The organism is Rhodobacteraceae bacterium M382, from assembly GCA_025141015.1.
In the GTDB taxonomy this organism is placed as follows: domain Bacteria; phylum Pseudomonadota; class Alphaproteobacteria; order Rhodobacterales; family Rhodobacteraceae; genus Aliisedimentitalea; species Aliisedimentitalea scapharcae.
In genome coordinates this window covers 2,568,566-2,591,580 of the sequence record CP081098.1, presented here as the reverse complement: position 1 = coordinate 2,591,580, position 23,015 = coordinate 2,568,566, and the positions used below count along the sequence as shown (strand labels likewise).

Below are 23,015 nucleotides of genomic sequence, written 5' to 3'. Positions count from 1 at the left end.
GCGCATTGGTGATCAACCCTTCATCTTTTTAGCCCGCGCTCGCGCCTCATCGGTCGCCGCCTCCGACCCATCATGGAACGAGCCGAACCACTTGTCCCAAGGAACATCCGCCGTGCCGTAGTTGCATTCGTAGTACCGGTGGTGCAACTGGTGAAAGAACTCGCCCAGAGACAGCAGGGATTTGTTTTTCACAAGAAGATCGTCAAAGCCGGAATGAGATGCAACCGGGTTGAGCGCCTGCAAGTACATGTGGAAATACATGATCACCGGGTGGCTGGGAATGATCAGGTGGATCAGGATCGAACTAAAATAGCCCATATGCTCGACCGGGTGCATCGTCATCCCTGACCACGGGCCGGTATGGATATTGCGGTGATGCAGCGAATGTACCTTGCGATACAGCGGCGGCCAGTGCAACAGCCGGTGAACCCAGTAGAAATGAAACGACAGCCACAGCGGGGTCAGAAGCAGCAGGACCAAGAACCAGGCAAAGGTGAATGTGGCGGGCAAGGCCGGAATATAGCCGTTGGCCATCGCCCACATATAGAGCACCTCGTAGGCGCTCCAGCTTGGGACACCGCTGACAAGGCTCCAGAATACGTTGTCCCAAACCTGATCATTCAGGGTAAAGGCACGGTTCTTTTTGGCAAACTCGCGGCGCATGAATTTGTGGTTGTCGCCTTGCGCCTTGATCCGATGTAGGTAGAAATGCGCCCCGCCAGCCAGCACCGTCAAAAGAACAGCATTGCGCAGCACGATTTGCGCGATCCATCCGAACTCGAAGCTTTGAAACCGCTCCAGCGACGGTTGCAGCCAGGCCCAGACCGCCACCGAGACTGCCAGGATGATCACTGTCATTGACAGTTTCAGCCAGGAGCGCGCGAACCAACCTGCGATATTCGCTGGCCGGGGTGGCCATGAAAACAGGGGAGAGTTCTGCAACGGCAGATCCGGGTGCCAGTTCCATGCCTTGCTGATCGGGCGCTCTGGTTGAGGAGAGTCGGTCATATGAAATATCCTTGCGATACTTGCTGGCCTCAGCCTTGCTGTTCCAACGCGTTGTGAAATTTGTCCAGCTCCTCGGCGGGCATGGAAATGGAGGTTTCTGGAGAAGGGTATGCTCCTGCCGTCACATCCGCCTTCCATGCTTGGAGGGCACGAATGCGTTCGGCTTCGATTTCGGCGCGCATTGCACGCAGGTTGGTATAGGTTTTGGCGTGGCGCGGCTGGGTTTCGTTTTCGCCACAGATATCTTCCATGAACAAATATTGCACATCGCCACCCGACCCTGCACCGATCGAGAAAGTGATCAGGCTTGTACGTGGGCTGAGCGCTGCCAAAACTTCGGTCGGGACACATTCGATTTCCACTGCAAAGGCACCCGCGTCTTCCAGCTGCCTAAGGCCGCGATACAGCTCCATCGCCTCCTCCGCCGTCTTTCCGTAGGCGCGCAGGCCACCGATCCAGGTGCTGTGGCGCGGCACCAGACCCAGATGCCCCATGACCGGCATATTGTACCCAGCCAGTTTCTCAATCAGCGCCAGAGAATGCAGGCAATAAACCGAATCCGCCCCGTCATGCAGCGCCTCGAACGCGGCCTCTATCACCGCCTCGTCGCTTCGGTAGTTGGTCAGGCCGGGAGCAGCACAGACAAAGGTCTCGGATGCGCCTTTGCGCACGTCGGCGGTCAGCGGGCAATCCGTGGCGATGACATCAATGCCCGCCGCTTCGGCCGCCGCTGCTTCGGCGGGGGTATAGGCCGATACTTCGGTCAGCACTTGTTTGCCTTTGACAGCGCGTAAATCTGCCACGGTCCAGTTGCGCCGGGCGGGCTGACCGCCAAAGGTGTAAATGTTCTGCATGACGGATCCATTTTTGTGTTTGTCGTGTTTAGGCGGGCAGCGAGAGAGGTGGCAAAGCAAGAAAACTCAGGCCTGGCTCACAAAATGTGAGTCATGCTAAGGTCTGGCACCCAACCGGAATTGACCCATGACCGACCCTCTGTTGCCCCTGAACGCCTTGCGCGCCTTTGCCGTCGCCGCAAGGCACGAAAGTTTTCTGCTGGCCGGACAGGAGCTTAATGTCTCGCCCGGGGCAATCAGCCGTCATGTGAAGACGTTGGAGAACCACCTTGGCACCGCGCTATTTCTGCGGCATTCGAACGGCGTGACCCTGACCGATACAGGGCGCGTCTGCCTGGAGCGCTTTGCACCGCTTATGGATGACCTTGCCACTGCAACGCGAGACCTTCGCACGCACGTTGAAGCGCGTCCGATCGTGATTTCTACCCTTCCGGTGTTCATGGAAAAATGGCTAACGCCGTATCTGTCTGATTTTCAGAACGGGCATCCAGATATCCGGTTCCGGTTCGATTTCCATGATGGGATCTCAACTGACGGGAGAGGCTTCAGCTTTGGGCCCGACATTGATGCGATGATCGTCTATGTTGAGCGACCGCCGGAAGGTTTTCACAGTGAGCGTCTTTTTGGAGAGAAACTGGTCCCGGTCTGTAGCCCGACACTCAGAGCGGCAATGCCCGACACTCTGACTTTGCGCGACATTCTAAGTCAGACACGCCTTCAGGATACGTTTTGGCCTGACGACTGGTCTGTTTGGGCAAGGGCGATGGGCCACCCAGGCAACCTGCAGGCACCTGAACTGAGCTTTGCCTTATATAACGGCCTGATCCAATCGGTGAAATCAGGTATGGGTGTCGCAATCGGACATAGCGCAATGATCCGTCGTGAACTTGAAGCCGGGGATCTCGTTGCATTCGATGCCTTCGCGATTGACGCTCCAGAATCCTATTACCTTGTGACGCGTAGGAGTTTGCGAAATAATCCAAAACTGGCCGCATTTTGGAAGTGGATTTTAAAATGTTCCGGGAACAGTTGAGAACAGAGGGTGGGCACCCGGAACCACGCAAGACGTTCCAAGATCGGATGTTAAAGAAACAATGCTGATTGGCCACTTTATCCCGCGGTGCGGTAACAACCCACAAGTGAAAGTGATGTCCGCTTCGGGGCTAAACCAACCGCATCGGCACTAGCTCTGGATGTGTTCTGGCCATCAATGGCTGCTGTGGGCAGGTTGGTGGCCTTTGCAAAACTCTGGAACGAAGCCGCACAACTGGGCGCAACCGGGCCACAGCTGATCTCCAGCAGACTATTTCGATGCTGTGATGCAGGCTGCCATGGCGGCGCTCGGTTCATCATGCCGCATTTCAAGGTTAGGTTTGACAGCCGCGCGTGACGGAGTCGTCAGTCCTTGCAGCATCAAATTGGGATGCAAGGCCTGTACTTAATTTTATTTTCAATATTGACAATTTATCCGACTCCATTATTTGTCAAATATGACAATTAATGGAGCTGCCATGCCTCGCCCCAGTTTGAAAGACCAGCGCTCCGAGGAAATCCTCGACGCTTACCTGACGTGTGTTGCCCGTTTTGGGCTCGAAGGGGCAACACAAGAACGGATCGCAGCAGAAGCCGGAGTTAAGCGCCCGCTTCTGCGTCACTATTTGGGCAATCGTGATCAAATGATTGCTGCGCTGAACGAACATGTCGTTGAGACTTTCAACGGGCTGACGGGCAGGTTGGCCAGTGCGTTGGCCGAAGCACAAAACGCGGAAGACATGGTTGGGATCTTGTTTTCTGAGGATGCAGAGTCCGACCCCAGGCTGCTGCTCGCGTGGCAGGGATTATCAGTCTCTGCGGCAGAAAATCCGGAGATGCGGGCAGACCTGCTGGACAGTCTCGACCGCTTTCTCAAGGTGCTCAGCGACACGTTGAACCGGATTGTGCCCAAGGCAGACCCTGCAAGGGTCCGGGCCGTGGCGCAGGGTATCTCGTCAAGTTTCGTGACACTTGATTCCCTTTCACCGCTTTCGCCTCCCGCAGAATGGCATCAGGACCTGAAACAGGCGGCCCTGCTTCTGGCGCGCACATTGGAGGGCCCCGCATGAACCGTCAAAGGGTTTTGAACTACATTGCCTTTCCAATCCTCGGAGTTGCCGCAGTTCTTGGGATCTATTGGATTTGGGGGCTGTTGTTCCTGTGGTGGCTGGTGCCTGCTGTATTAGGCGGCCAAACGCATTTCGTTTTTCAAGTCAACCGCAGCAAAGATCCACTGCTGTTCTGGGCAGTGGTAATCCTGTGGGCCTTGGCCGGGGTCATGATGATCGCTGCCAGCCTGTTCCCGCAATACGCCCCCTGGCTGGTCTGAGGCAGCACAATGACACGCATGTATCACAACCTCCCCGTATCCACCTACACGTCGCAGGAATGGTTTGACCATGAACAAGCTCTGATCTTTTCCCGCAGCTGGCGCTTTGCAGGGCTTGCAGAGGATGTGCCGGAGCCGGGTCAGTATATCTCGGTTCAGGCCGGCCTGAACAACCTCTTCATCGTGATGGGCCGCGACCGGCGTCTGCGCGCCTTTCACAACATCTGCCGCCACCGCGGAACCCAGCTGATCCGAGCTGTGGGTAAATCGCAAAAGGCGTTGACCTGCCCCTATCATGACTGGACCTATGATCTGGAAGGCAATCTGATCTCGGTTCCCGACGAGACGCGCGAATATCCGAACGGCATCGACAAGAGCTGCCTGGGTTTGAAGCCGGCAAGTGTCGACGTCTGGCGCGGTATGCTGTTTGTACATCCGGACCCGCAGGCCCCAAGCCTGGCGCAATGGTTCGGCGACGTGGACCCGTATCTGGGTCCGCATAAGCCCGAGGAGCTGGCAGAATATACCGAGGCGCGCAATTCCTACGAGATCAAAGCCAACTGGAAGATCGTCGTTGAAAATTACATCGACGTTTATCACCTCAGTCACCTGCACGCGAACACGCTGCATATGTACGATCATTCTCAGGCTGAATACGGTTGGGAAGGGCCGCATTACCATTTCTGGGAGCCACCCAGCGAGGCCTATGGCCAGGACCTGGAAAAAAACCTGCCCACCCCGCGGGTGATCCCTGAACCGCATCGCGGCACCTGGGTTCCAATGCTGTTTCCCGGCATCGGAATCGGCGCGAGCGAGGACAGCTGGAACCTGTTCATTATCACGCCATTGGGCCCGGAGCTGACACGGGTCGAAAACCGCACCAAACTCGCCAATGTTTCCGAGTGGGAATTCAGCAAACAGGCCTGGAGCAGTCACAGGTTCTGGAAAGACTTTGGCGGCGCGAAATACACAGGGGAGGGTGAAAAGGACGAAGATGACCCAATGGCGTCGGGCGATTTTACGGCCGAAGACATCTATGCGTGCGAGCAGCAGCAGAAATCCCTGCACAGCCCCTATTTTGAGGTTGGCCCGGCGGCCGTCGGCGAAAGCCCGATCATCCGGCACCAGCAAGCGGTTCTGGATTTCATAGCGGCGCAAGAGGCGCAGACCGCATGAGACCCTCGGCAAGACGCCCGGCCGGACGGCTGGCAGGCAGGCCGCTCACCCTGCGCGGACTGCTGGGTGCCTTCTGGCCGCAGATCAGTGTCACCTGGGGGTTGACCCTGGCCGAGGTGGTGATGTTCGCGTTGATCCCTTTGTTGATCGGGATGGCCATCGACGGGTTGCTGGCCGCAAATTTCGAAGCCTTCATCTTGCTTGGTGCGGTGTTGGCCGCGCTGGTCCTCCTTGGCACTCTGCGCCGGGTGTATGATACCCGTGCCTACGGCCTGATACGGGTCGAACTGGGCAAAGAGCTTGCAAAGAGATCGGAAGACATACCTGTCTCGCGGCTCAACGCGCGGCTTGGCATGGGGCGCGAGCTGGTGAATTTCCTGGAATCCGACGCTCCTGAAAGCATGACGGCAGTTGTCCGCGTCCTTGCCGCGCTTGTCATTCTGGCAGGATTCCATCCAGGGCTGGCATTGGCTGCGATGGCGGCGTTGACAGCAACCATGCTGACTTACGCACTGGCGCACAATAGTTTCTTCCGCCTGAATGCAACTCTCAACGCCCGGGCAGAGCAGCAGGTTGGCGTGCTGGAAACCCGGTCTGGCCCGAAGCTGGGCGCGCATCTTCTTTCTTTGCGCAAATCGGAAATCCGCATCTCGGACACCGAAGGCCTGATCTACGGAACAATTTTGACAGCTCTGCTCGGCATGGAGATGTTCAACCTTTGGTTTGCAACCCAGTCGCTGGGCGTCACCGCTGGCGGCGTGTTTTCCATCGTCACCTACAGCTGGGACTTTGTTGAAAGCGCTCTGATCCTTCCGATGACCCTGCAAACGCTTTCGCGCCTGTCCGAAATCACTATACGTATCAATCAGATGGAGGCCGCTGAATGAAACGCGTCACCGCTACTGCTATTGGAACTCTCCTTGCGGCCGGGCTGGCCATTGCAGCCCCCAGGGACGCACCCGAAGACTTGGTCAAACGCCATTATTCAGCAACCTGGGAGTCTGCCGCAAACTGGCAGGATTGGCACCCCGAGGCCACCCACAGCATTGTCGTTCAGATGGGAGCGGGCGCGCCGGACTGGGAATTCAGCTACGCAGTGTCCGAATGGGAGTCGCTGCCAGATTGGACCGCGGATCCAAAGTTCATGGAAGCCATGCAAGGCTATGAGGAAACCGGTCGCTCAGAGGCGACGCTGACAGTTTCTGCCGAAGGCAGCACACGTGTCATAACGGCCCAGACACAAGTCAATTATGTCTGGGGCACTTACCAAGGGGTGATGACCCAGACCGACCGCTTTGACATCGTCACTCATGCTGGGCAGTCCGTGATACGGTCGCTGTCTTCCACCTATGACTACCGCTGAGGCCGAAATGAATAGCGATTTTCATCCCCTTACCATTTCAGATATCCACCGGGAGATCGGCGGCCAAGCCACCAGCGTTACATGTGTCGTGCCGCCTGAGCTGGGCGAAACCTTCAGCTGGCAGGCAGGGCAGCATTTGCCTTTGCGCTTTGTGATCGACGGCAAAGAGCACCGCCGGTGTTACACAATCTCCAATCCGCCCGGCGCTCCTTTGCGCATCACGGTCAAGCGGGTCCAAAACGGTGTGGTTTCGAACCATATCGCAGACAGCCTCAAGGTTGGCCACACGTTGGAGGCGATGCCGCCATTGGGCCAGTTTATGCTCCAAGCCGATCCGATGGCGCGCCGCACCCACTATTTCTTTGCTGCCGGCAGCGGTATTACGCCTCTGTTTGCTATGATCAAAGAGCTTCTGGCGCATGAACCGCATTCCGTGGCGCATCTGATTTATGGCAATAGAACCGCGGACGGTATCCTGTTTTGCGAGGAACTGGACGCGCTCGCCAACGACCACTCGGGTCGGTTCACCCTACGTCACATGCTCTCGTCCCCGTCGATTTGGAGCTGGTTTTCCCCCTGGCGCAGTGGCCACATCACAACAAAGGCCATCAGTGCAGCCTTTGCGGAAACCCCGCCGGTCGCGCAGGACGTAAGATATTGGATCTGCGGCCCGGGTGAGATGAACAAAAATGTGCGCGACGCGTTGATGGCGCTGGATGTGCCTGCAAGCCGCATTCATCTGGAGAGTTTCGGGGGCGGTGGAATTCTTGCCGGGACTAATATCACTGGCATTGCGGCCACAGCTTTGGTCACCCTGAAGGGCCGTCGCCACAACATTGCTGTGCCCGCAGATCAAACTTTGCTGGAGGCGGCGCTCGCTGCTGGGCTAAAGCCTCCTTACAGCTGCCAGTCCGGGGTTTGCGGTGCCTGTAAGGCGCGGCTGACAAAGGGCAACATTCGCATGCATACGCAAATGGCTCTTACCGAAACGGACATTGCACAAGGGGACGTCCTCACCTGCCAAAGTGTTGCCCAAACGTCAAAACTGGAGATTGAGTTTCCAGGTTAGCGTGCCAGATGAGGATCTCCAATCTTGCACGGCCCACAGCTGCCGTTCGAGGCGATTGCAATCCAACCGGCCTGCTGTCTCAAATCAGACATTCACGCAGTGTGCGGCGCTCTCCTGCGCCGTACGACTGCATCGCGGGACAAAGCCGCTTAAACTGAATATTGTGAGGAGACATTTGTCCCCTCTGTTACCCAACGGTGTACTTTGACGGGCAAACCTCTTGTCACGTATAAACACGGCGCGAAAAATGGCCCAAAGCGCTGAAAATCAGCAGCAAATGGCGTCTAGCCTTCAGGAGTGTACCAAATCGGAGACGAATACGCTCGCTCTGTCGTGGTCATCGGCACATCGCTGGTCATCTGGACATTAAAACGCTTGGCTTCGTAGGCCGTCCACCTAGGAGTGGGAATTTCAATCACCCGGACATAGTAAAACGCACGCTGGTTTGGGTCAAATTTCGGGTCCTGCCAGTATGTGATCAATTCCGGTGACCCGATGGTGTTGGTCCAAGTCGCATTTTCGATATCGACCGTATTGCCCACGGAAGGCAGCTTACCGTCAGCACCGGGCGTCCTATCTCCGCTCCACGCGACGTCAAAAACGTGTTCGCCACGTGTCCCATCGTCATTCAACCAACCCTTTACGACCTGCACGCGATCCAAATTTCCGCTGAAGGGATCTTTCAACGCTGCAATCAGAAAGTTTGGCGCACTGGCATCCTCTCGTTTCGGGAGGTCTGCACCCATTGGCACACCCTTGGCATATCCAATGTCGGCGGGAAGGCGGGATTTGGCATCTTCATTCTTGAAGTCCCACCCCCCGAAGAACCGCAACATTATACGAGATCCAGTCGTGCCGTATACTTCTCTCCGCTCCAGGGCGTCAAAGATGGCTTCCCGTGTGTTCTCTGTCGCCCAGACACCTGCATATCCACCCGAAGCCTGCTGCCACCCGTAAATCGTGAATTCCGGGTCAGGTGCTTCGATGACGACATGCTCCCACCGATGTGGTTCAGGCTCCACGCCCGAGTGTTTGCCAAAGAAGTTTTCTTCTTCCACGGCCGCCATTCCGGTGTGCGCATCTGTTGACCCAATCTGGCCAACCTTAAATGGATTAATACCCAGAGTTTTCTCGAGCATCAGCCCAGTCTTGTAGGCCTCACGAGAGTATTCGTATTGAAGCATATCCGGTGTTTTGGCTTGCGTGCCATTCAGATTTGACCTGTCCCAGGTATCAAAATCCGCAAACTCGTCATCTGGTGAAAGAAACGGATGGGCCTCGCTATCGCCTTTGATCTGTGTGGTTTCTATCACGGGTTCAAATCGCGCACGAAGCGCCGCAAGCTCTTCCGTCAGAGGCGTGCCATCAAAGTTCGAAACGCTAAACAAACGGCCATTGCTGAGATTGCCGTTGTGAGGAATGGCGAGAACATCGCCGCCAGTGCGATCTTCATAATCGGCCAAATGAGCCCAGAGGTCTTCGGGATTTTGACTGTCGAATTGCGAGTATGGAACAATTGCATTGGCCATGGCCGCGTCATCGCGGAAAATCACGTTCCGGTGGATATTGTCGCCCCCCTGCGACGTCCATTCATACCCGATGAGGGCTGAAAAGACGCCTGGTTCGTTATATTGATCTGCTAGGGCGGTGTATTCTCTCCACGCATTTTTGACCGCCTTTTGACCTTCGAAAGGAGGCGAGGGTTGGGACAGAGATGCAACAATTTCCATCGCGGTCGCAAAAACCCTGTCTGGATCATTGGTGATCAATTCATCGTACCACGCCTTGGCTTGAGGTTGAGACAGCAGATCAGGGTCACCAGCGAGAAGTTGCGGCATGAGCCCATACATTTCTGAGTGATCTGCGATAACCAACCAATCCAGAGGACGGCCGAGTTTCGCTCTCAGCCCGTGTGTGGTTGTGACCTCTTCGCCACGCGCAAATCGAAATGCTTCATCTTGGCTCATGCGTGTCATGGTGCCTGCGTCGACCGATACTGCTGTGTGCAAATGCGTGTCGCCCCACAAGACCTTTGTCGGGAAGTTCCGTCCGGCATATGGTGAAAAATTATCGGTCTGAAAATTTGCGGCCACGCCTTCTTTGTCTGGAGTGACATCCTGCACCTGAGCCAGAACACTGTTGCCGCCACAAAGTGATAGGGAAATGACGGCGGCCGGACCCCAAAGATGGGGTGTTAATAACTTTGAGACACTCATAGATATTCCTCCATGCCGCGATTGCAATAAATGACGTTAAATAGACACTGCGCAGTCTAACATGATGTAGAACGCTTTCAAGCACTGGCAATTTCACGTCAAATCAAGGGTGAATGCCATCTCTATATACAGGGCTCAAATGTGTCCCAATTCACTAAGCCTCAAAATAATCACCACTGATTTGAATGCAGAGACTTTCAGAATAACCTCATAGGACCACTGTGGATATCAGTGTGTCGAAAACAGGTATCTGCTCCAAGATCGGTAAAATCCGAACTTCAGTCACGCATAAATGTTGTTAATGAATTTACCGTGGGCGCATTGCTTCTCTGAGACAATTCAATTGAAGCTTGCCCGGCTGACTGGCCGCTTTTACCAAGTGCGTGTGTTCGGTATGGGACTGCAGCGAACTGCCGGGCTCCACGGCGCAGCTAGCTGCCAAATCTGCTTGGCCCTGACCGGCACCGACGACCGAGTCGTGCCATTTGTCACAGTTCGCGTCGCCGCTGTACGGCTTGCCCAACCCAATCATTCGAGTTGACGCCAGCAATTCTAGTCTGAGAATTCCGGCGGTCGAGATTTGGACGAAGCCAATGTCATTTTCATGGAATTCATGCGGACCTTTCAGACAGGTCTAGCTGGCGGCCGCCGCAGACGGCACTTTCTCGTGCCGAGGCGGAACCCCGAATTTCCGCACGTATTCCCGGCTGAATTGGGTCGGGCTTTCATAACCGACCTCATAGGCCGCCGAGGCCACCGATTTGCCGCCTCCCAACAGCAGGCGCCGCGCCTCCATCAGCCGCAGCTCCTTTTGATATTGCAGCGGCGTGGTGGAGGTCAGCGCCTTGAAATGCTCGTGAAACGTGGACTGGCTCATGCCTGCTTCCGCAGCCAGATCTGTCACGGGCAGGGGGGACTTGTACTGTTCGCGGATCATGGCAATCGCCTTGGCAATCCGGCTTGCCGGACTTTCGTGCAGCAGGAGCTGGCGAAGCATTCCGCCATGTTGGGCGCGCAGCAGGCGGAAATGGATCTCTTTCAGCACCAAGGGCGCCAGCGCCTGAACTTCCATCGGGTCATGCGCGAGCCTGAACAGCCGTCCGACCGCGTCGAACAAGGCGGCATCGCCGTCGGCAACGCTCATCGAATGAGAACCGTGATCAGGGCCTGTCAGAGTGCCGATCTCGTCATAGAGGCTCCGTACGGTTGCCAGATCCAACTGTAGCGCCAGCGAGACATAGGGTTTGTCCGGCGATGCATCCATCACGCCGGCCATTACCGGCAGGGCGTGGCTGACGATCAGCGATTTGCCCGCGCCATAGCGGACGGTGCGGTCCTCCAGGTGCGCTTCCTTGGCGCCCTGCAGAACAAGGCACATGATCGGCTCATAGATCATCGCCTGAAATTCGGTCGGCTTCTCGCTGCAAAAGGCAAACAGCCCGCCCACACCAGTTTCACAGCCGGTCTCCAGCGCGTCTTGCTCCCGGACATAAGCGGCAACATCTGAAATCAGGTCCTGCGGTACCATCGGCGCTCCTCCTCTTGTGTCCGACTATAGGCAGGAAAAGGCGGGCAAAGAACCGCAAATTCCGGCTTCCCGGAGGATCAGGCAGATCATCCGGAGGATCAGGCAAGGGGAACGGCGGCCTGTGCTCTACCTTGATTGCAAGGGATAATTGGGAGCCAGGAAATGCCGCAGACCATTCTCATCACCGGAGCGTCTTCAGGGATCGGCATGGCCACCGCCCGTCTGTTTGCCGATAATGGTTGGAACGTCGTTGCCACGATGCGCAACCCTGCGGATGCCGGGGATCTGGCGGACCGGGCAAATGTTCTGGTTGCCGCGCTGGATGTGACCAAGCCCGAGACCATTGCATACGCAGTGGACCAGGCGATCAGCACCTATGGCCAAATTGACGTGCTGCTGAACAACGCGGGCTACGGTGCCTATGGCCCGCTGGAAGCGTTCCCGATGGAGCGGATCGAGCGTCAGTTCGATACCAATGTGATCGGCCTGTTGGCGGTGACCAAAGCGGTGCTTCCGCACATGCGGGCGCAGAAATCAGGAACTATCGTCAATATCTCTTCGATCGGCGGGCAGATGACCTTTCCGCTCGGCACGCTATATCATGGCACCAAGTTTGCTGTCGAAGGTTTGTCCGAAGCGCTCCACTATGAGCTCGAAGCCTGCGGCGTGAAGGTCAAGATTGTCGAGCCGGGCATGATCAACACCGATTTCGGCGGCCGGTCCTTTGACTTTGTCGTGGATGAAAGCATGCCCGACTACCTGCCCGTGGTCGCAGGAATGCAGGCCGCCATGGGCAGCTTTGGCGCGCAGGCCTCTGAGCCGGAGCTGGTGGCAGAGGTGATCCAGACCGCCGTCACGGACGGCACATCCCAACTGCGCTACCGTGCCGGAGCAGATGCCGAGACGCTGCTGAGCGCCCGCAAGGCGCAGGATGACGAGACGTTCATTGGCGGCATCAAGGCGGGCATGGGGCTGTAAGACGCCCTGTTCACATTTTGAAATCGGGAGGAAAAGCCATGTACACACAAGCACTTGCAGCGGGCGGATTGGCGGTCGTCACTGGCGGCGCCCGTGGTGTGGGCTATGCCGCCGCCGAACGATTTGCCCAGGGTGGGTTGGGGATTGTTCTGGCTGACCTGGCGGGCGAAGCATTGGAGCAGGCAGCAGAGAAGCTGCGCAGGATCGCCCAGCCTGGCGTGCCGGTTCTGGCGGTGCCTACGGACGTCAGCGATGCAGTATCGGTACAGGCATTGGCTGATGCTGCTTTTGACGCCGGCAACGTCGCCGTGCTGATGAACAATGCAGGAATAGGCCGCCGCTCTGGCAGTTGGGACGAACCGGACGCCTGGCGTGCGATGATCGAGGTGAACCTCTTTGGTGTGCTGAACGGCGTTCAGGCCTTTCTGCCGCGCATGATCGTCGCCGCGCGGCCCGCTGTGGTGGTCAACACCGGCTCCAAACAGGGGATCACCACGCCGCCGGGCAATCCGGGCTACAATGTCTCCAAGGCCGGTGTGAAGGTGCTGACCGAAATGCTGGCCTATGACCTGCGCCAGGCCGCGGCGCCAATCTCGGCCCATCTGTTTGTGCCGGGTTTCACCTATACCGGTATGATCGCGCGCCACATGCCGGAGAAACCCGCAGCTGCCTGGACCTCTGAACAGGCCGTCGATTACCTGATTGGTCGCATGGAGGCGGACGATTTCTATATTCTCTGCCCGGACAACAGCGTCACACCCGAGCGTGACAGGCGCCGGGTGACCTGGGCCCTGGGCGATATTCTGGAAAACCGTCCTGCGCTGTCGCGCTGGCATCCCGATTACGCCGATGCCTTTGCCGAATTTGAACAAACCTGACATCAACGATCCAGCCTAGGAGAGATCCCATAACCATGGCACTTACACTGAAACTCAACGGCCAGACCCATCAGGTCGAAGCCGAACCAGGAACCCCGCTGTTGTGGGTGATCCGGGATGAACTGAAACTAACCGGTACCAAGTTCGGCTGCGGCGTGGCCGCCTGCGGCGCCTGCACCGTGCATATGGATGGCGAGCCTGTGCGCTCTTGCCAGACCTATGTCGAGGACGCCGAGGGCACCGAGATCACCACCATCGAAGGGCTGAACTCCAAGGCCGCACAGGCAGTGCAGGCCGCCTGGGTCGAGCTGGATGTGGTGCAATGCGGCTATTGCCAGTCGGGCCAGATCATGTCCGCTGTTGGGCTGCTGAGCGAAAACCCCAAGCCAACCGTGGCAGAGATCGACGACTATATGAACGGCAATGCCTGCCGCTGCGCCACCTACCAGCGTATTCGCGCCGCGATCCAGCACGCATCCAACACGATGGAGGCCTGATATGACCCTGAACACCTCCCGCCGCGGCTTTCTGAAATCCGCTGCAGCTGCCGCAGCTGTCCTTTATGTGGGGGCCCGCGCCGATGGCGTGCTGGCCGCAGGTTCTGCACCTGCGCAGCTGAACCCGTTTGTGAAAATTGATGCGGACGGTACCGTCACCGCCATCGTCAAACACTTTGAGAAGGGTCAGGGCCCGGCCACCGGTCTCACCACCCTGATCGCCGAGGAGCTGGGCGTTTCGATGGAGGACATCAAGTTCGAATTCGCCCCCTCTGACCCCTCGCGCTATGCCAACCTGGCGTTCGGGCAGTTTCAGGGCACCGGCGGTTCTACCGCGATGGCCAATTCATTCATGCAGTACCGCCAGGCCGGAGCCGCCGCCCGCGAGATGCTGATCAAGGCCGCGGCCCAAGCATGGGGTTCTGACGCCAGCGCGCTGACCATTGAGGACGGCATCATCAAGGGTGCAGGCCAGCAAGCGCCGATTGCCGAATTCGTCAGTGCCGCCGCACAAATGGAAGCGCCGACAGAGCCGCGCCTGAAGGACCCCAGCGAATTCCGCCTGATCGGCAATGCCTCGGTCAAGCGCAAGGATTCGCCGCCAAAAACAAATGGTACAGCGAAATACGCGATGGACTTGCATCTGCCCAACCAGATGGTTGTGGTTATTGCCCGCAGCCCACGTATGGGCGGGTTGGCCAACGGGTTTGACGATGCGGACGCCAAAGCGGTCAAAGGCTACATCCGCGCGGCCGTTCTGCCCAACCAGGCGGGTGTCGCGATCTATGCCGAAAACACCTGGGCCGCGTTCCAGGCGCGGGATGCAATATCGGTGGACTGGGATTTGGCAAACGCCGAAAGCCGGAGTTCGGACCAGATCCGCGACCAGCTGTTGGCCGCAGTGACCGCTGACCCAGACTACAACGTCAACGGTGCCGATCAGGCCGCCACCGCGGCCCTGATAGACGGAGCAGAAAAGGTGGTTGAACAGACCTTCTACTTCCCGCTTCTGGCACATGCGCCGATGGAGCCGCTTACGTGTACGATCGAGGCCAATGAGGATGGCGGCATCACCTTGCATGATGGGGCGCAGATGCCGACCGGGCCGCATTTCGCCATGTCCGAGATCTTTCAGCTGCCGATGGAGAAGATCCGCATCAACACGATGTTTGCCGGCGGCTCCTTTGGCCGTCGCGCCACGCCAACCGCCGACTATCAGGTCGAGGCGGCGCTGGCCTTTGTCATCACCGACCGTACCCGGCCAGTAAAGTTGGTCTGGTCGCGCGAGGATGACATCACCGGCGGTTATTACCGCCCTGCCGTGGCGCATCGTGTGCGTGTGGGATTGGACTCGGATGGCAATATCGCCGGCTGGGATCACCGCATCGCAGCGCAGTCGATCATGAAGGGCACCGCCTTTGAAAGCGTGGTCGTTCACAATGGCGTCGACCACAGCTCGGTCGAAGGTGTGGCGGACTCGCCGTATCAGATCCCCGGCCAGCATGTGGGCCTCACCGATGTTGCCAAGGCGACCTCCGTACTGTGGTGGCGCTCGGTCGGTCATACCCACACGGCCTATGTGATGGAGAGCATGATGGACGAGGTCGCGCGGGCTGCGGGCCGCGATCCGGTGGCGTTCCGTCTGGCGCTGCTGGAAGGCGGCAGCAAGGACCAACAGCGTCTGGCGGGCGTGCTGAAACTGGCTGCGGAACAGAGCAATTGGGGCCAGGCCCCCGCGGGGCGCAGCCAGGGCATCGCCGTCCACAAGAGCTTTGGCAGCTTTGCGGCCGAGGTGGTGGAAATTTCCGGCAATGCGGACGACGGTGTGCAAATCGAGAAGGTCACCTGCGCTATCGACTGTGGCCTTGCGGTCAATCCGGATGTCGTCAAGGCCCAGATGGAAGGCGGCATCGGCTATGGCCTGGGGCATGTGATGCGCAATGAGATCACCCTGACCGAGGGCGAAGTGGATCAGGTCAACTTCCCGGACTATGAGCCGCTGCGGATCGGCGACATCGGTGCCATCGAGGTGCATATCGTGCCTTCCGCCGAAATGCCCACAGGCGTTGGCGAGCCTGGAACCCCGCCTTCGGCCCCGGCGCTGGCCAATGCCATCGCGGTCAACGGCCCGCGAGTGACGGATCTGCCGATGACATTGAACGGCGTCAGTTTCGCCTGAACCACAGCCTGCACCGGGCGAAATTTGCCCCGGTGCAGGCAATCTGACGCAGGACTATTCCTTGCTGAATGCGTGCAAACCGTTCATCAGGCACCGTCATGTTTTTTGCCCGAAGCTCTATTTTCTCGAGGTGTTGCAAACATGGTGCCCGTTGTTTCAGTCGCAGTGTTGACCCGCACTTCGAACTCGTTGGTTCATGATGGAGTTGGCTGGGTGCGTGTCGGCAAGGTGAAAACCGCAATCGGCCGATTTGGGGGTGTGACTAGGGAATCGACGCCGTGGTTCACGCCCTCCCTCTGACATCCTGGATGTGAGCTCTGATGTAAGTAACGTCGAGTTGTTCGCCGCAATCGTTATAAATCGCCTGGAATTCAGTTTTGTCGCGCATCATTGCGTGCAGGATGATGGCGACGCGTCTTGCCCGCGCCGCTGTGGCCATCCCCATTTCTCCAAAATCTCTCCAAAAGTGCGCCTTAACCCGCTTGTGCACGGAAACGCCAAATCTGGGCGCGAATGGAGGCTATTGGCCGTGATGGCCTTATTTTGAGGGGGTTTGGGAGAGTGTTTTATGGAGCGGGTAACGAGAATCGAACTCGTAACTAAAGCTTGGGAAGCTGCCGTGATACCTTTTCACCATACCCGCCGCGAGGTGTTGAATAGATTGCCTGTTCCCGATTTGCAAGTCGAAGAAGACCACGGCGATCAAGAATTCCAGCGCAGAACCCATGGGTGTTTCTGGGACGCGGTTCCTGCCTGCGGGCCGAGCAGCGGTTGGTGGTAGGAGGACGGGTAGGGAGCTGGTCGAGCGGGGGCGTTTGCTTGCCGGGCGGCACCCGGAAACAGAAACATGTCCATTTTGTTTGCTTAATTTTTGAGCATTGCGCAATTCGACCCAAATCCGACCCAATGTAGTTTCACAATATTGAAAGCAATTGGTCGACTTTTTGCGTCAAGTATTGTTTCATATGAATGTGTACCTTGGGGGCGATTTTCTCCCATGACGATTTTCGGTCGGTTTTACCGAAACAGACGGGTTCTGACAATTCAGGGAGGAAATTGAATGTATTGGAGATTATGCAGAAGAGCGGCTGCCTTGGTGGTTGCTTTTAGTGCCGGGATCGCTTCGGCACAAGAAATCCCGAAAATGAAAATGACGACAGAAATTCCCGAAGGCATCACGACGGCTGATAATATTCAGACCAGAGTGGGAGCCCTCAATTTCTTTGATGGGGTGCCGGACATCGAATCCGCGCAGAAGATATACAATCTTCTGGATTTCACCCATGCTTATCAGGCCTTTCTGGACGGAACAAAAATTGCGTCGATGGATGCCATCCGCAAGGGGATCCTGGAGTTTGGTCCAGCCAATACAACAGCCGTCTTGTACGAAGGGTTGATGGATTCCAAGGCGTTGTTCCTGACTGCCAATACCACGAGTGTTTATATGTTCTCCTGGCTGGAAATGGGCGATGAACCGATGGTCATCGAAACACCGCCCAATGTGCTGGGGTTCATCAATGACCACTGGTTCAAATATGTGATTGATTTCGGCAACCTGGGTCCGGACGAAGGCAAGGGCGGCAAGTTTCTGGTTTTGCCACCCGGCTATGACGGCGACGTGCCCGAAGGCTATCATGTCGCCCGCACCAATACCTATGGGAACTGGGTGATCTGGCGGGGATATCAAAAGGATGGAACCACCGATCTGGCGATCAGTCAGACCCGGGAACAGTTCCGTATCTACCCATTGTCGCAAAAGGACTCGCCGCCCGAGATGACCTTTGTGAACGCCTCGGGAAAGAACCTGAATACCATCCACCGGATGGATGTTCATATCTATGACGAGATCAACGCCGTTGTTCAGGCCGAACCTCTGATGGGGGAAAGCCCCGAATTGCTGGGCCATCTGGCGGCCATCGGGATTGTCAAAGGGCAGCCGTTTGAACCCGATGAGCGGATGCAGGCCATCCTGAAGGCGGCGGCAAGCGCGGGGTCTGTCACGGTCAAGACCATCATTTCAAAACCACGCGACGAACGGTTCTATTGGTATCCGGGCGAAAGCTATTGGCTGACGGCCTTCCCGGGTGGTGCCTATACATGGGAATTGGACGGTGTTACCGTTCAGGACATCCGTGCGGCCTTCCACTTTTACGCAACCGGGATCACACCGGCGATGGCGTTGAAGAAGGTTGGAAAGGGGTCTCAGTATGCGTTTACCTACCTTGATTCAAATGGCAATCCGTTGGATGGATCCAGAACCTACAAGGTGAATGTCCCGGCAGATGTCCCGGCCAAGGACTTCTGGTCGTTTACCCTGTATGACAACCAGACCCGGTCCATGTTGCAGACAGATGCACAGTTCCCGGCGATTGGCAGCAATGATACCGGGGTCGTCCAGAATGACGATGGGTCCTATGATATCTATTTTGCACCCACAGCCCCTGAAGGCAAGGAAAGCAACTGGGTCCAGACCGTGCCGGGCAAGGGATGGAATACGATCTTTCGCCTGTATGGCCCGTTGGAGCCCTGGTTCGATCAGACATGGCGTCCGGGCGAAATCGAATTGGTTGAATATGCCACCAGCGGGGCGGAGTGCTCTTGTGGTGACGCTGGAAATTGAACCAAACCCTTTCTCTGCCTGACGGGCAGGGTCTGTCACAACGAATGCAGGCGGCGCCATTTGCGCCGCCTGTTTTGTGTCTCGGACATGCCCTCCAAAGGCGGATGTTCCGGCCCTTTGGGTGTAGGGGTGACCTGGTTCTATTGACGTTGGGGAAGTCGAGCCACGGGGCCCGCAGGTTTTTAGGCCTGCAACAATCGGTTTTTCACGCCAAAAAGCCGGGTTTCACAGAACATTGAGCGTCGGCACAGTAGTTTTTTGATACGGATTGGCTTAGTCGATATAGAACCCAAGGAATTTGTTCAGCGACGCATTATGTTTCCACTCACGTCCATGCAAATGAGTATGCTCTACGAGAGTAGAGATACTGACCAACCCTGGTTGAATCTCGAACAGGTGGTTGTGCATTTTGACCATCAGGAAGTTTGCCCACAAGCTGTGCGAACCGCATGGCAGGAGATTGCTGAACGTCATGACGCCTTGCGTCTCGTCTTCAACTGGGGGCAGGGCGAAACACCCGGGCAACGGGTTGTCGATGAATTTGCCGTGAACCTTGAAACCCTGTTCTGGCAGGACATCCCAAGAGCCGATCAACCGGAGAAATTGGAACAATTTATCCGAGCCGACCGCACGGCAGGTGTCGATATCGGGACGGAACCGGCGTGGCGTGTCCACCTAATACAGCTTGGCGAGGCCGGATCGGTCATGATCCTGACCGTGCATCACGCAATCGTTGACGGGCGCAGTCTCGGTCAGATTGTGCGGGAATTTCTGGTGCATCTCAAAACCGGGTCTCTGGCGGATGTGCCAGCTCCGCGGGTGAGTTTTCGTTCGTTCTGTGAGGCGCTTGAGGCAGATAGTCCGTTCCAGAGCGAGGCCGAGGACTATTTCAGAACTTATCTGAGTGACTTTGACACGATTGGAACTCTGGAACTGCCTGATCTTGGGGAAGAAACGGCCTCCTCACAGCGCAAGGCGCATTTTGATGCGACCATGAGCGAGATCACCACAAACAGGTTGAATGAGCTGGCCATCGAAACGGGGGGAACCTCTGCAAATCTTGTGCAGGCGGCGTGGGGTATCGTTTTGGCGCGCTGGCAAGGCCGGGACGAAGTTGCATTTGGTACGGTCAGGTCCGGACGTCACAGCGTTGCACATATCCAAGACACGGTCGGGTGTTTCATCAATTCCTTGCCTTTGCGCATGCGCATAGAGCGGGATGTGACGCTGGGCGAAGTTGTGTCCAAATTGCGCGGCGATACGCTGGCCCTGCATCGTTTCGAACAAACTCCGATGGATATGTTGCGCAAATGGAGCGGCGTGCATGGGAGCCAGCCTTTGTTCCAAAGTCTGGTCATGTTCGAACGCTCTGGCCTGGAACAGATGGTTGTTGCCGACACAGATTTCAGCCCGTCACCGCGGATCGACCTGCGCGAGGAAGGCGGGTTGCCCGTGACCCTGGCGGCCTATGGTGGCTCACGGATGAGGTTCCTTTTCGAATTCGACCCCTCGGTGATCCCAAATGGCGTCGCGCGCCGTTTGTTCGACAGCTTTTTACGGCTGTTGGACGCGATGACAAACGCACAGGCGACAACACCCATCGGCGCGCTGAAAATGTTGGCCCAAGACGAACTAACGTCTCTGATGGCGCTGGCCAGACCGGAGATTTCCGTTACGGATCAACAGACCTGCCTGGTTCGCCAGTTTAAATCCGTCGCCATAGGTTGCCCGGATGCCATTGCCATTGAAACCGCGGATCAAACCGACGTTGTCTCTTATGGCGAACTGGATCATCGCTCTGACGCGCTGGCCCATGCGCTCCGGCTCAAAGGGGTGGGCACGGGCAATGTCGTGGCGGTCCAGCTGGAACGGTCTGCGGATTTTGTTACTGCGGTGCTGGCGGTTCTAAAAACCGGTGCTGCCTTTTTGCCCGTTGACCCGTCTTATCCATCCGCCGCGCGGTCTTTCATGCTGTCGGACAGTGGCGCAGTTGCAGTTATTGCAAACGAAGGGGCGGAGACGTCTCTGCCGGTGATTGCCCCGACACAACCCGCGCCAGGTGAGCCGTTGCCCTTGCCATCGGGTGACCCGACAGACCGCGCGTATGTGATCTACACATCCGGGTCGACCGGAACCCCAAAGGGTGTTCAGGTCAGCCGGCACAACCTGTTGTCGCATATCGACGCGTTGAGCCGCGAATTCATGATGACCAAAAGCGATCGGGTTCTCCAATTCGCCAGCCTGTCGTTTGATGTCGCGCTCGAAGAGGTGTTTGTAACCTTGATGTCGGGGGCGACTCTGGTTTTGCGCTCGGATAAAATGGCGCAATCGACATCTGTCTTTGTCGACTGCTGTACCACTCTGAGGGTGACGGTTCTGAATCTGCCCACCGCGTTCTGGTCTGTCTTGACCGGGTATCTGAGCGATGGTGACAAATCCATGCCTGACAGTTTGCGCCTGGTGATCGTCGGGGGTGAACAGGTCAAACCGCAAAGCCTGGCCGCCTGGCTGAAGGCGGTGCCGGACGTGCGCTGGTTGAACGGCTATGGGCCGACCGAAACCACAATTACCTGCACACTCTACGAGGCTGACACAGGGTCGGCGCAATCGGTTAGCGAAGTTCCGATCGGACGCCCCACGGCACATGCGACCACCTATATTGTGGCTGCGGATGGCAGTCTGGCACCAATGGGCGCCGTGGGTGAATTGGTGATTGGGGGGGACGCAATTGCGTCTGGCTATATCGGGCGACCAGAGGAAAATGCGCGTGGGTTTCTGGATGACCCCTTTTCCGGCCACGGGCGGATTTACAGAAGTGGCGATTTTGCCCAATGGCGCAGGGACGGAAATCTAAGGTTCATTGGACGTCAGGACCGCCAGCTGAAGGTGCGGGGCTTTCGAATTGATCCCGCCCATGTGGAACGCGTCATAGAAACGATTGATCCGTCCTATCGCGCGCTGGTCGGCGTTTTGAACGAAAACACACCATCTGCCCGGCTGGTCGCCTGGTTTACGACCGACGACCCCGGGGAAACGCCGGATTGCTCCACGCTTGACCGTGAAATGGCCATGAGACTGCCGATGCACATGCGCCCTGAATTGGTGTTTGTACCCGAGTTCGCCAGAACTGCGGGTGGGAAAATTGACAGATCCAGTTTGCCACAACCGAACATGCCGGACCAAACATACGCCGAATCCGGTCCGCCTGCCATCGGAATGGAGGCTGACATCGCCAAGGCGATGGCGCGTGTGCTGGGACGCGAAACCATAGGCCCGGATCAAAGCTTTTATGATCTGGGTGGGCATTCGCTGTTGTCTGTGGAATTGATTGGACGGTTGGAAAAACTGGCGGGTAGCCGCCTGTCGATCACCGATTTTCAGAACAACCCGACTCCACGACAATTGGTGAAAATCCTCAAAACCGGTAGCCTTGGGTCAAAACACATCATTCCCATTCAGCCAAATGGCAGTCGTCCGCCAGCTTTGGCCATTCATATTCTGGGGGGCAAGGAAGATTACTTTCGACCGATGTCGAAATATCTTGGCTCTGACCAACCTGTTCTGGGTGTGTCTGTTGGCTCGCTTGATGAAAACACGCCGACGGGAATTGAATTTACGGCCCGACGGTATTGCGAAGACATCAATCGGCATTTGCCGGATGTTCCTCTGTACCTGATGGCCGTTTCGCTGGGCAGTTACATGGCGTTCGAACTGGCACGGCAATTGGTCGATAGCGGTCGGGATGTGCGCCGGTTGATGTTCTTTGACGCAGCTGGCCCGGATGGACGTGACGAAGCGACAGGCTGGCGTCGGCAATTGGCCCATCTCAAAAGCGTCAGAGCCGCGGGGTTCAGCTATCCCGTTCAGTTCATGCGCGCCCGAATTTACGACATCCGCAATTTCTTTGTCGCCAAACGAATTCATCGTGCCGCCCAAACGAACGCGGGAACCAGCCCCATGACGGTGCACGAATTCATTGCGTCCAATGAGCTTGCGGTGAAGACCTATGTTCCAAGCCCGCTAAATGTTCCGATTACGATTTTCCGCTCCGAAACCAATTTTCTTGATACCCCGGTTTCGCGGGCAACAGGGCTTGGGTGGAGCTCGGTCGCGGCGGCCGGATATGAGGTAATAGACGTGCCCGGTGGTCATCTATCCATGTTTCTAGAACCGCATATTCAGGTTCTTTCCGAGCGTATCCAAAAGGTTATGGAAAGAAGTTGATAGCGTGCAGCATTTTTTCGGTTGGCCAATCTGTCGCGACCAATGCGGCCTACAGCCGCCTTT

Annotated in this window: 18 protein-coding genes and 1 tRNA gene; 13 read left to right on the top strand and 6 right to left on the bottom strand. The window is 57.0% G+C overall.

Translation table 11 applies throughout. The features are described from left to right. Positions 1–12: 12 nt before the first annotated feature. Together K3727_12125 and K3727_12120 are read right to left on the bottom strand one after the other, a co-directional pair. On the bottom strand, positions 13–1,008 hold the full coding sequence (locus K3727_12125; GenBank protein UWQ89570.1) for a sterol desaturase family protein: 996 nt from the start codon (positions 1,006–1,008) through the stop codon (positions 13–15). A 29-nt stretch (positions 1,009–1,037) separates the two neighbouring features. Next, the gene (locus K3727_12120; GenBank protein UWQ89569.1) at positions 1,038–1,862 is read right to left on the bottom strand and encodes a 3-methyl-2-oxobutanoate hydroxymethyltransferase; all 825 of its coding nucleotides are present in this window, start codon (positions 1,860–1,862) and stop codon (positions 1,038–1,040) included. Between the two features lie 127 nt (positions 1,863–1,989). Here K3727_12120 and K3727_12115 point away from each other — a divergent pair, with 127 nt between their 5' ends. The 7 genes from K3727_12115 (at position 1,990) to K3727_12085 (ending at position 7,832) form a co-directional block, all read left to right on the top strand. Next, positions 1,990–2,895 (top strand): LysR family transcriptional regulator, encoded by a 906-nt coding sequence (locus tag K3727_12115; GenBank protein ID UWQ89568.1) that lies wholly within the window; start codon positions 1,990–1,992, stop codon positions 2,893–2,895. 478 nt (positions 2,896–3,373) lie between these two features. Beyond that, positions 3,374–3,964 (top strand): TetR/AcrR family transcriptional regulator, encoded by a 591-nt coding sequence (locus K3727_12110; protein UWQ89567.1) that lies wholly within the window; start codon positions 3,374–3,376, stop codon positions 3,962–3,964. Continuing rightward, positions 3,961–4,224, top strand: a complete 264-nt coding sequence (locus K3727_12105) for a hypothetical protein (protein ID UWQ89566.1) — start codon at positions 3,961–3,963, stop codon at positions 4,222–4,224. Before K3727_12110 ends, K3727_12105 begins: the two co-directional genes overlap by 4 nt. Positions 4,225–4,233: 9 nt before the next feature. Beyond that, positions 4,234–5,400: an aromatic ring-hydroxylating dioxygenase subunit alpha gene (locus K3727_12100; protein UWQ89565.1), complete on the top strand. Its 1,167-nt coding sequence runs from the start codon at positions 4,234–4,236 to the stop codon at positions 5,398–5,400. Beyond that, the gene (locus tag K3727_12095; protein ID UWQ89564.1) at positions 5,397–6,287 is read left to right on the top strand and encodes an ABC transporter six-transmembrane domain-containing protein; all 891 of its coding nucleotides are present in this window, start codon (positions 5,397–5,399) and stop codon (positions 6,285–6,287) included. The genes K3727_12100 and K3727_12095 overlap by 4 nt, the downstream gene beginning before the upstream one ends. Continuing rightward, entirely contained in the window at positions 6,284–6,763 is a 480-nt protein-coding gene (locus K3727_12090) for a hypothetical protein (GenBank protein UWQ89563.1), read from the top strand. The genes K3727_12095 and K3727_12090 overlap by 4 nt, the downstream gene beginning before the upstream one ends. Before the next feature lie 7 nt (positions 6,764–6,770). Continuing rightward, the gene (locus K3727_12085; protein ID UWQ89562.1) at positions 6,771–7,832 is read left to right on the top strand and encodes a ferredoxin--NADP reductase; all 1,062 of its coding nucleotides are present in this window, start codon (positions 6,771–6,773) and stop codon (positions 7,830–7,832) included. A 284-nt stretch (positions 7,833–8,116) separates the two neighbouring features. Here K3727_12085 and K3727_12080 read toward each other — a convergent pair whose 3' ends face one another. Together K3727_12080 and K3727_12075 are read right to left on the bottom strand one after the other, a co-directional pair. Beyond that, positions 8,117–10,048, bottom strand: a complete 1,932-nt coding sequence (locus K3727_12080; protein UWQ89561.1) for a DUF3604 domain-containing protein — start codon at positions 10,046–10,048, stop codon at positions 8,117–8,119. 634 nt (positions 10,049–10,682) lie between these two features. Then, positions 10,683–11,576, bottom strand: a complete 894-nt coding sequence (locus K3727_12075) for an AraC family transcriptional regulator (protein ID UWQ89560.1) — start codon at positions 11,574–11,576, stop codon at positions 10,683–10,685. Positions 11,577–11,738: 162 nt separating this feature from the next. Between K3727_12075 and K3727_12070 the strand changes: the two genes are divergently transcribed. Genes K3727_12070 through K3727_12055 form a run of 4 tightly spaced genes read left to right on the top strand, consistent with a single transcriptional unit; the run spans position 11,739 to position 16,108 of the window. Then, positions 11,739–12,554, top strand: a complete 816-nt coding sequence (locus K3727_12070) for an SDR family oxidoreductase (GenBank protein ID UWQ89559.1) — start codon at positions 11,739–11,741, stop codon at positions 12,552–12,554. A 38-nt stretch (positions 12,555–12,592) separates the two neighbouring features. Beyond that, entirely contained in the window at positions 12,593–13,432 is an 840-nt protein-coding gene (locus K3727_12065) for an SDR family NAD(P)-dependent oxidoreductase (protein ID UWQ89558.1), read from the top strand. Between the two features lie 35 nt (positions 13,433–13,467). After that, on the top strand, positions 13,468–13,929 hold the full coding sequence (locus tag K3727_12060) for a (2Fe-2S)-binding protein (GenBank protein ID UWQ89557.1): 462 nt from the start codon (positions 13,468–13,470) through the stop codon (positions 13,927–13,929). Position 13,930: 1 nt separating this feature from the next. After that, the gene (locus K3727_12055) at positions 13,931–16,108 is read left to right on the top strand and encodes a xanthine dehydrogenase family protein molybdopterin-binding subunit (GenBank protein UWQ89556.1); all 2,178 of its coding nucleotides are present in this window, start codon (positions 13,931–13,933) and stop codon (positions 16,106–16,108) included. Between the two features lie 283 nt (positions 16,109–16,391). On the opposite strand, the gene K3727_12050 is transcribed toward K3727_12055, so the two are convergent. Then, positions 16,392–16,547 carry a hypothetical protein gene (locus K3727_12050; GenBank protein UWQ89555.1) on the bottom strand — a complete coding sequence of 52 codons (156 nt, stop codon included), beginning with the start codon at positions 16,545–16,547 and terminating at the stop codon, positions 16,392–16,394. A gap of 130 nt (positions 16,548–16,677) precedes the next feature. After that, positions 16,678–16,751 (bottom strand) — tRNA-Gly (locus K3727_12045). A gap of 501 nt (positions 16,752–17,252) precedes the next feature. On the opposite strand from K3727_12045, the gene K3727_12040 reads away from it, so the two are divergent. Next, positions 17,253–18,728: a DUF1254 domain-containing protein gene (locus K3727_12040; protein UWQ89554.1), complete on the top strand. Its 1,476-nt coding sequence runs from the start codon at positions 17,253–17,255 to the stop codon at positions 18,726–18,728. A 339-nt stretch (positions 18,729–19,067) separates the two neighbouring features. Then, complete coding sequence (locus tag K3727_12035; protein UWQ89553.1) at positions 19,068–22,952, top strand: amino acid adenylation domain-containing protein; 3,885 nt, start codon at positions 19,068–19,070, stop codon at positions 22,950–22,952. Positions 22,953–23,015 lie beyond the last annotated feature (63 nt).

Bases quoted from the DNA above. Each gene is read 5' to 3' on its own strand.
- K3727_12065 (UWQ89558.1), top strand. From the start codon at position 12,593: ATGTACACACAAGCACTTGCAGCGGGCGGATTGGCGGTCGTCACTGGC.
- K3727_12070 (UWQ89559.1), top strand. From the start codon at position 11,739: ATGCCGCAGACCATTCTCATCACCGGAGCGTCTTCAGGGATCGGCATG.
- K3727_12095 (UWQ89564.1), top strand. From the start codon at position 5,397: ATGAGACCCTCGGCAAGACGCCCGGCCGGACGGCTGGCAGGCAGGCCG.
- K3727_12080 (UWQ89561.1), bottom strand. From the start codon at position 10,048: ATGAGTGTCTCAAAGTTATTAACACCCCATCTTTGGGGTCCGGCCGCC.
- K3727_12075 (UWQ89560.1), bottom strand. From the start codon at position 11,576: ATGGTACCGCAGGACCTGATTTCAGATGTTGCCGCTTATGTCCGGGAG.
- K3727_12055 (UWQ89556.1), top strand. From the start codon at position 13,931: ATGACCCTGAACACCTCCCGCCGCGGCTTTCTGAAATCCGCTGCAGCT.
- K3727_12040 (UWQ89554.1), top strand. From the start codon at position 17,253: ATGAAAATGACGACAGAAATTCCCGAAGGCATCACGACGGCTGATAAT.
- K3727_12035 (UWQ89553.1), top strand. From the start codon at position 19,068: ATGAGTATGCTCTACGAGAGTAGAGATACTGACCAACCCTGGTTGAAT.
- K3727_12125 (UWQ89570.1), bottom strand. From the start codon at position 1,008: ATGACCGACTCTCCTCAACCAGAGCGCCCGATCAGCAAGGCATGGAAC.
- K3727_12060 (UWQ89557.1), top strand. From the start codon at position 13,468: ATGGCACTTACACTGAAACTCAACGGCCAGACCCATCAGGTCGAAGCC.
- K3727_12110 (UWQ89567.1), top strand. From the start codon at position 3,374: ATGCCTCGCCCCAGTTTGAAAGACCAGCGCTCCGAGGAAATCCTCGAC.
- K3727_12090 (UWQ89563.1), top strand. From the start codon at position 6,284: ATGAAACGCGTCACCGCTACTGCTATTGGAACTCTCCTTGCGGCCGGG.
- K3727_12105 (UWQ89566.1), top strand. From the start codon at position 3,961: ATGAACCGTCAAAGGGTTTTGAACTACATTGCCTTTCCAATCCTCGGA.
- K3727_12085 (UWQ89562.1), top strand. From the start codon at position 6,771: ATGAATAGCGATTTTCATCCCCTTACCATTTCAGATATCCACCGGGAG.
- K3727_12100 (UWQ89565.1), top strand. From the start codon at position 4,234: ATGACACGCATGTATCACAACCTCCCCGTATCCACCTACACGTCGCAG.
- K3727_12120 (UWQ89569.1), bottom strand. From the start codon at position 1,862: ATGCAGAACATTTACACCTTTGGCGGTCAGCCCGCCCGGCGCAACTGG.
- K3727_12115 (UWQ89568.1), top strand. From the start codon at position 1,990: ATGACCGACCCTCTGTTGCCCCTGAACGCCTTGCGCGCCTTTGCCGTC.
- K3727_12050 (UWQ89555.1), bottom strand. From the start codon at position 16,547: ATGGCCACAGCGGCGCGGGCAAGACGCGTCGCCATCATCCTGCACGCA.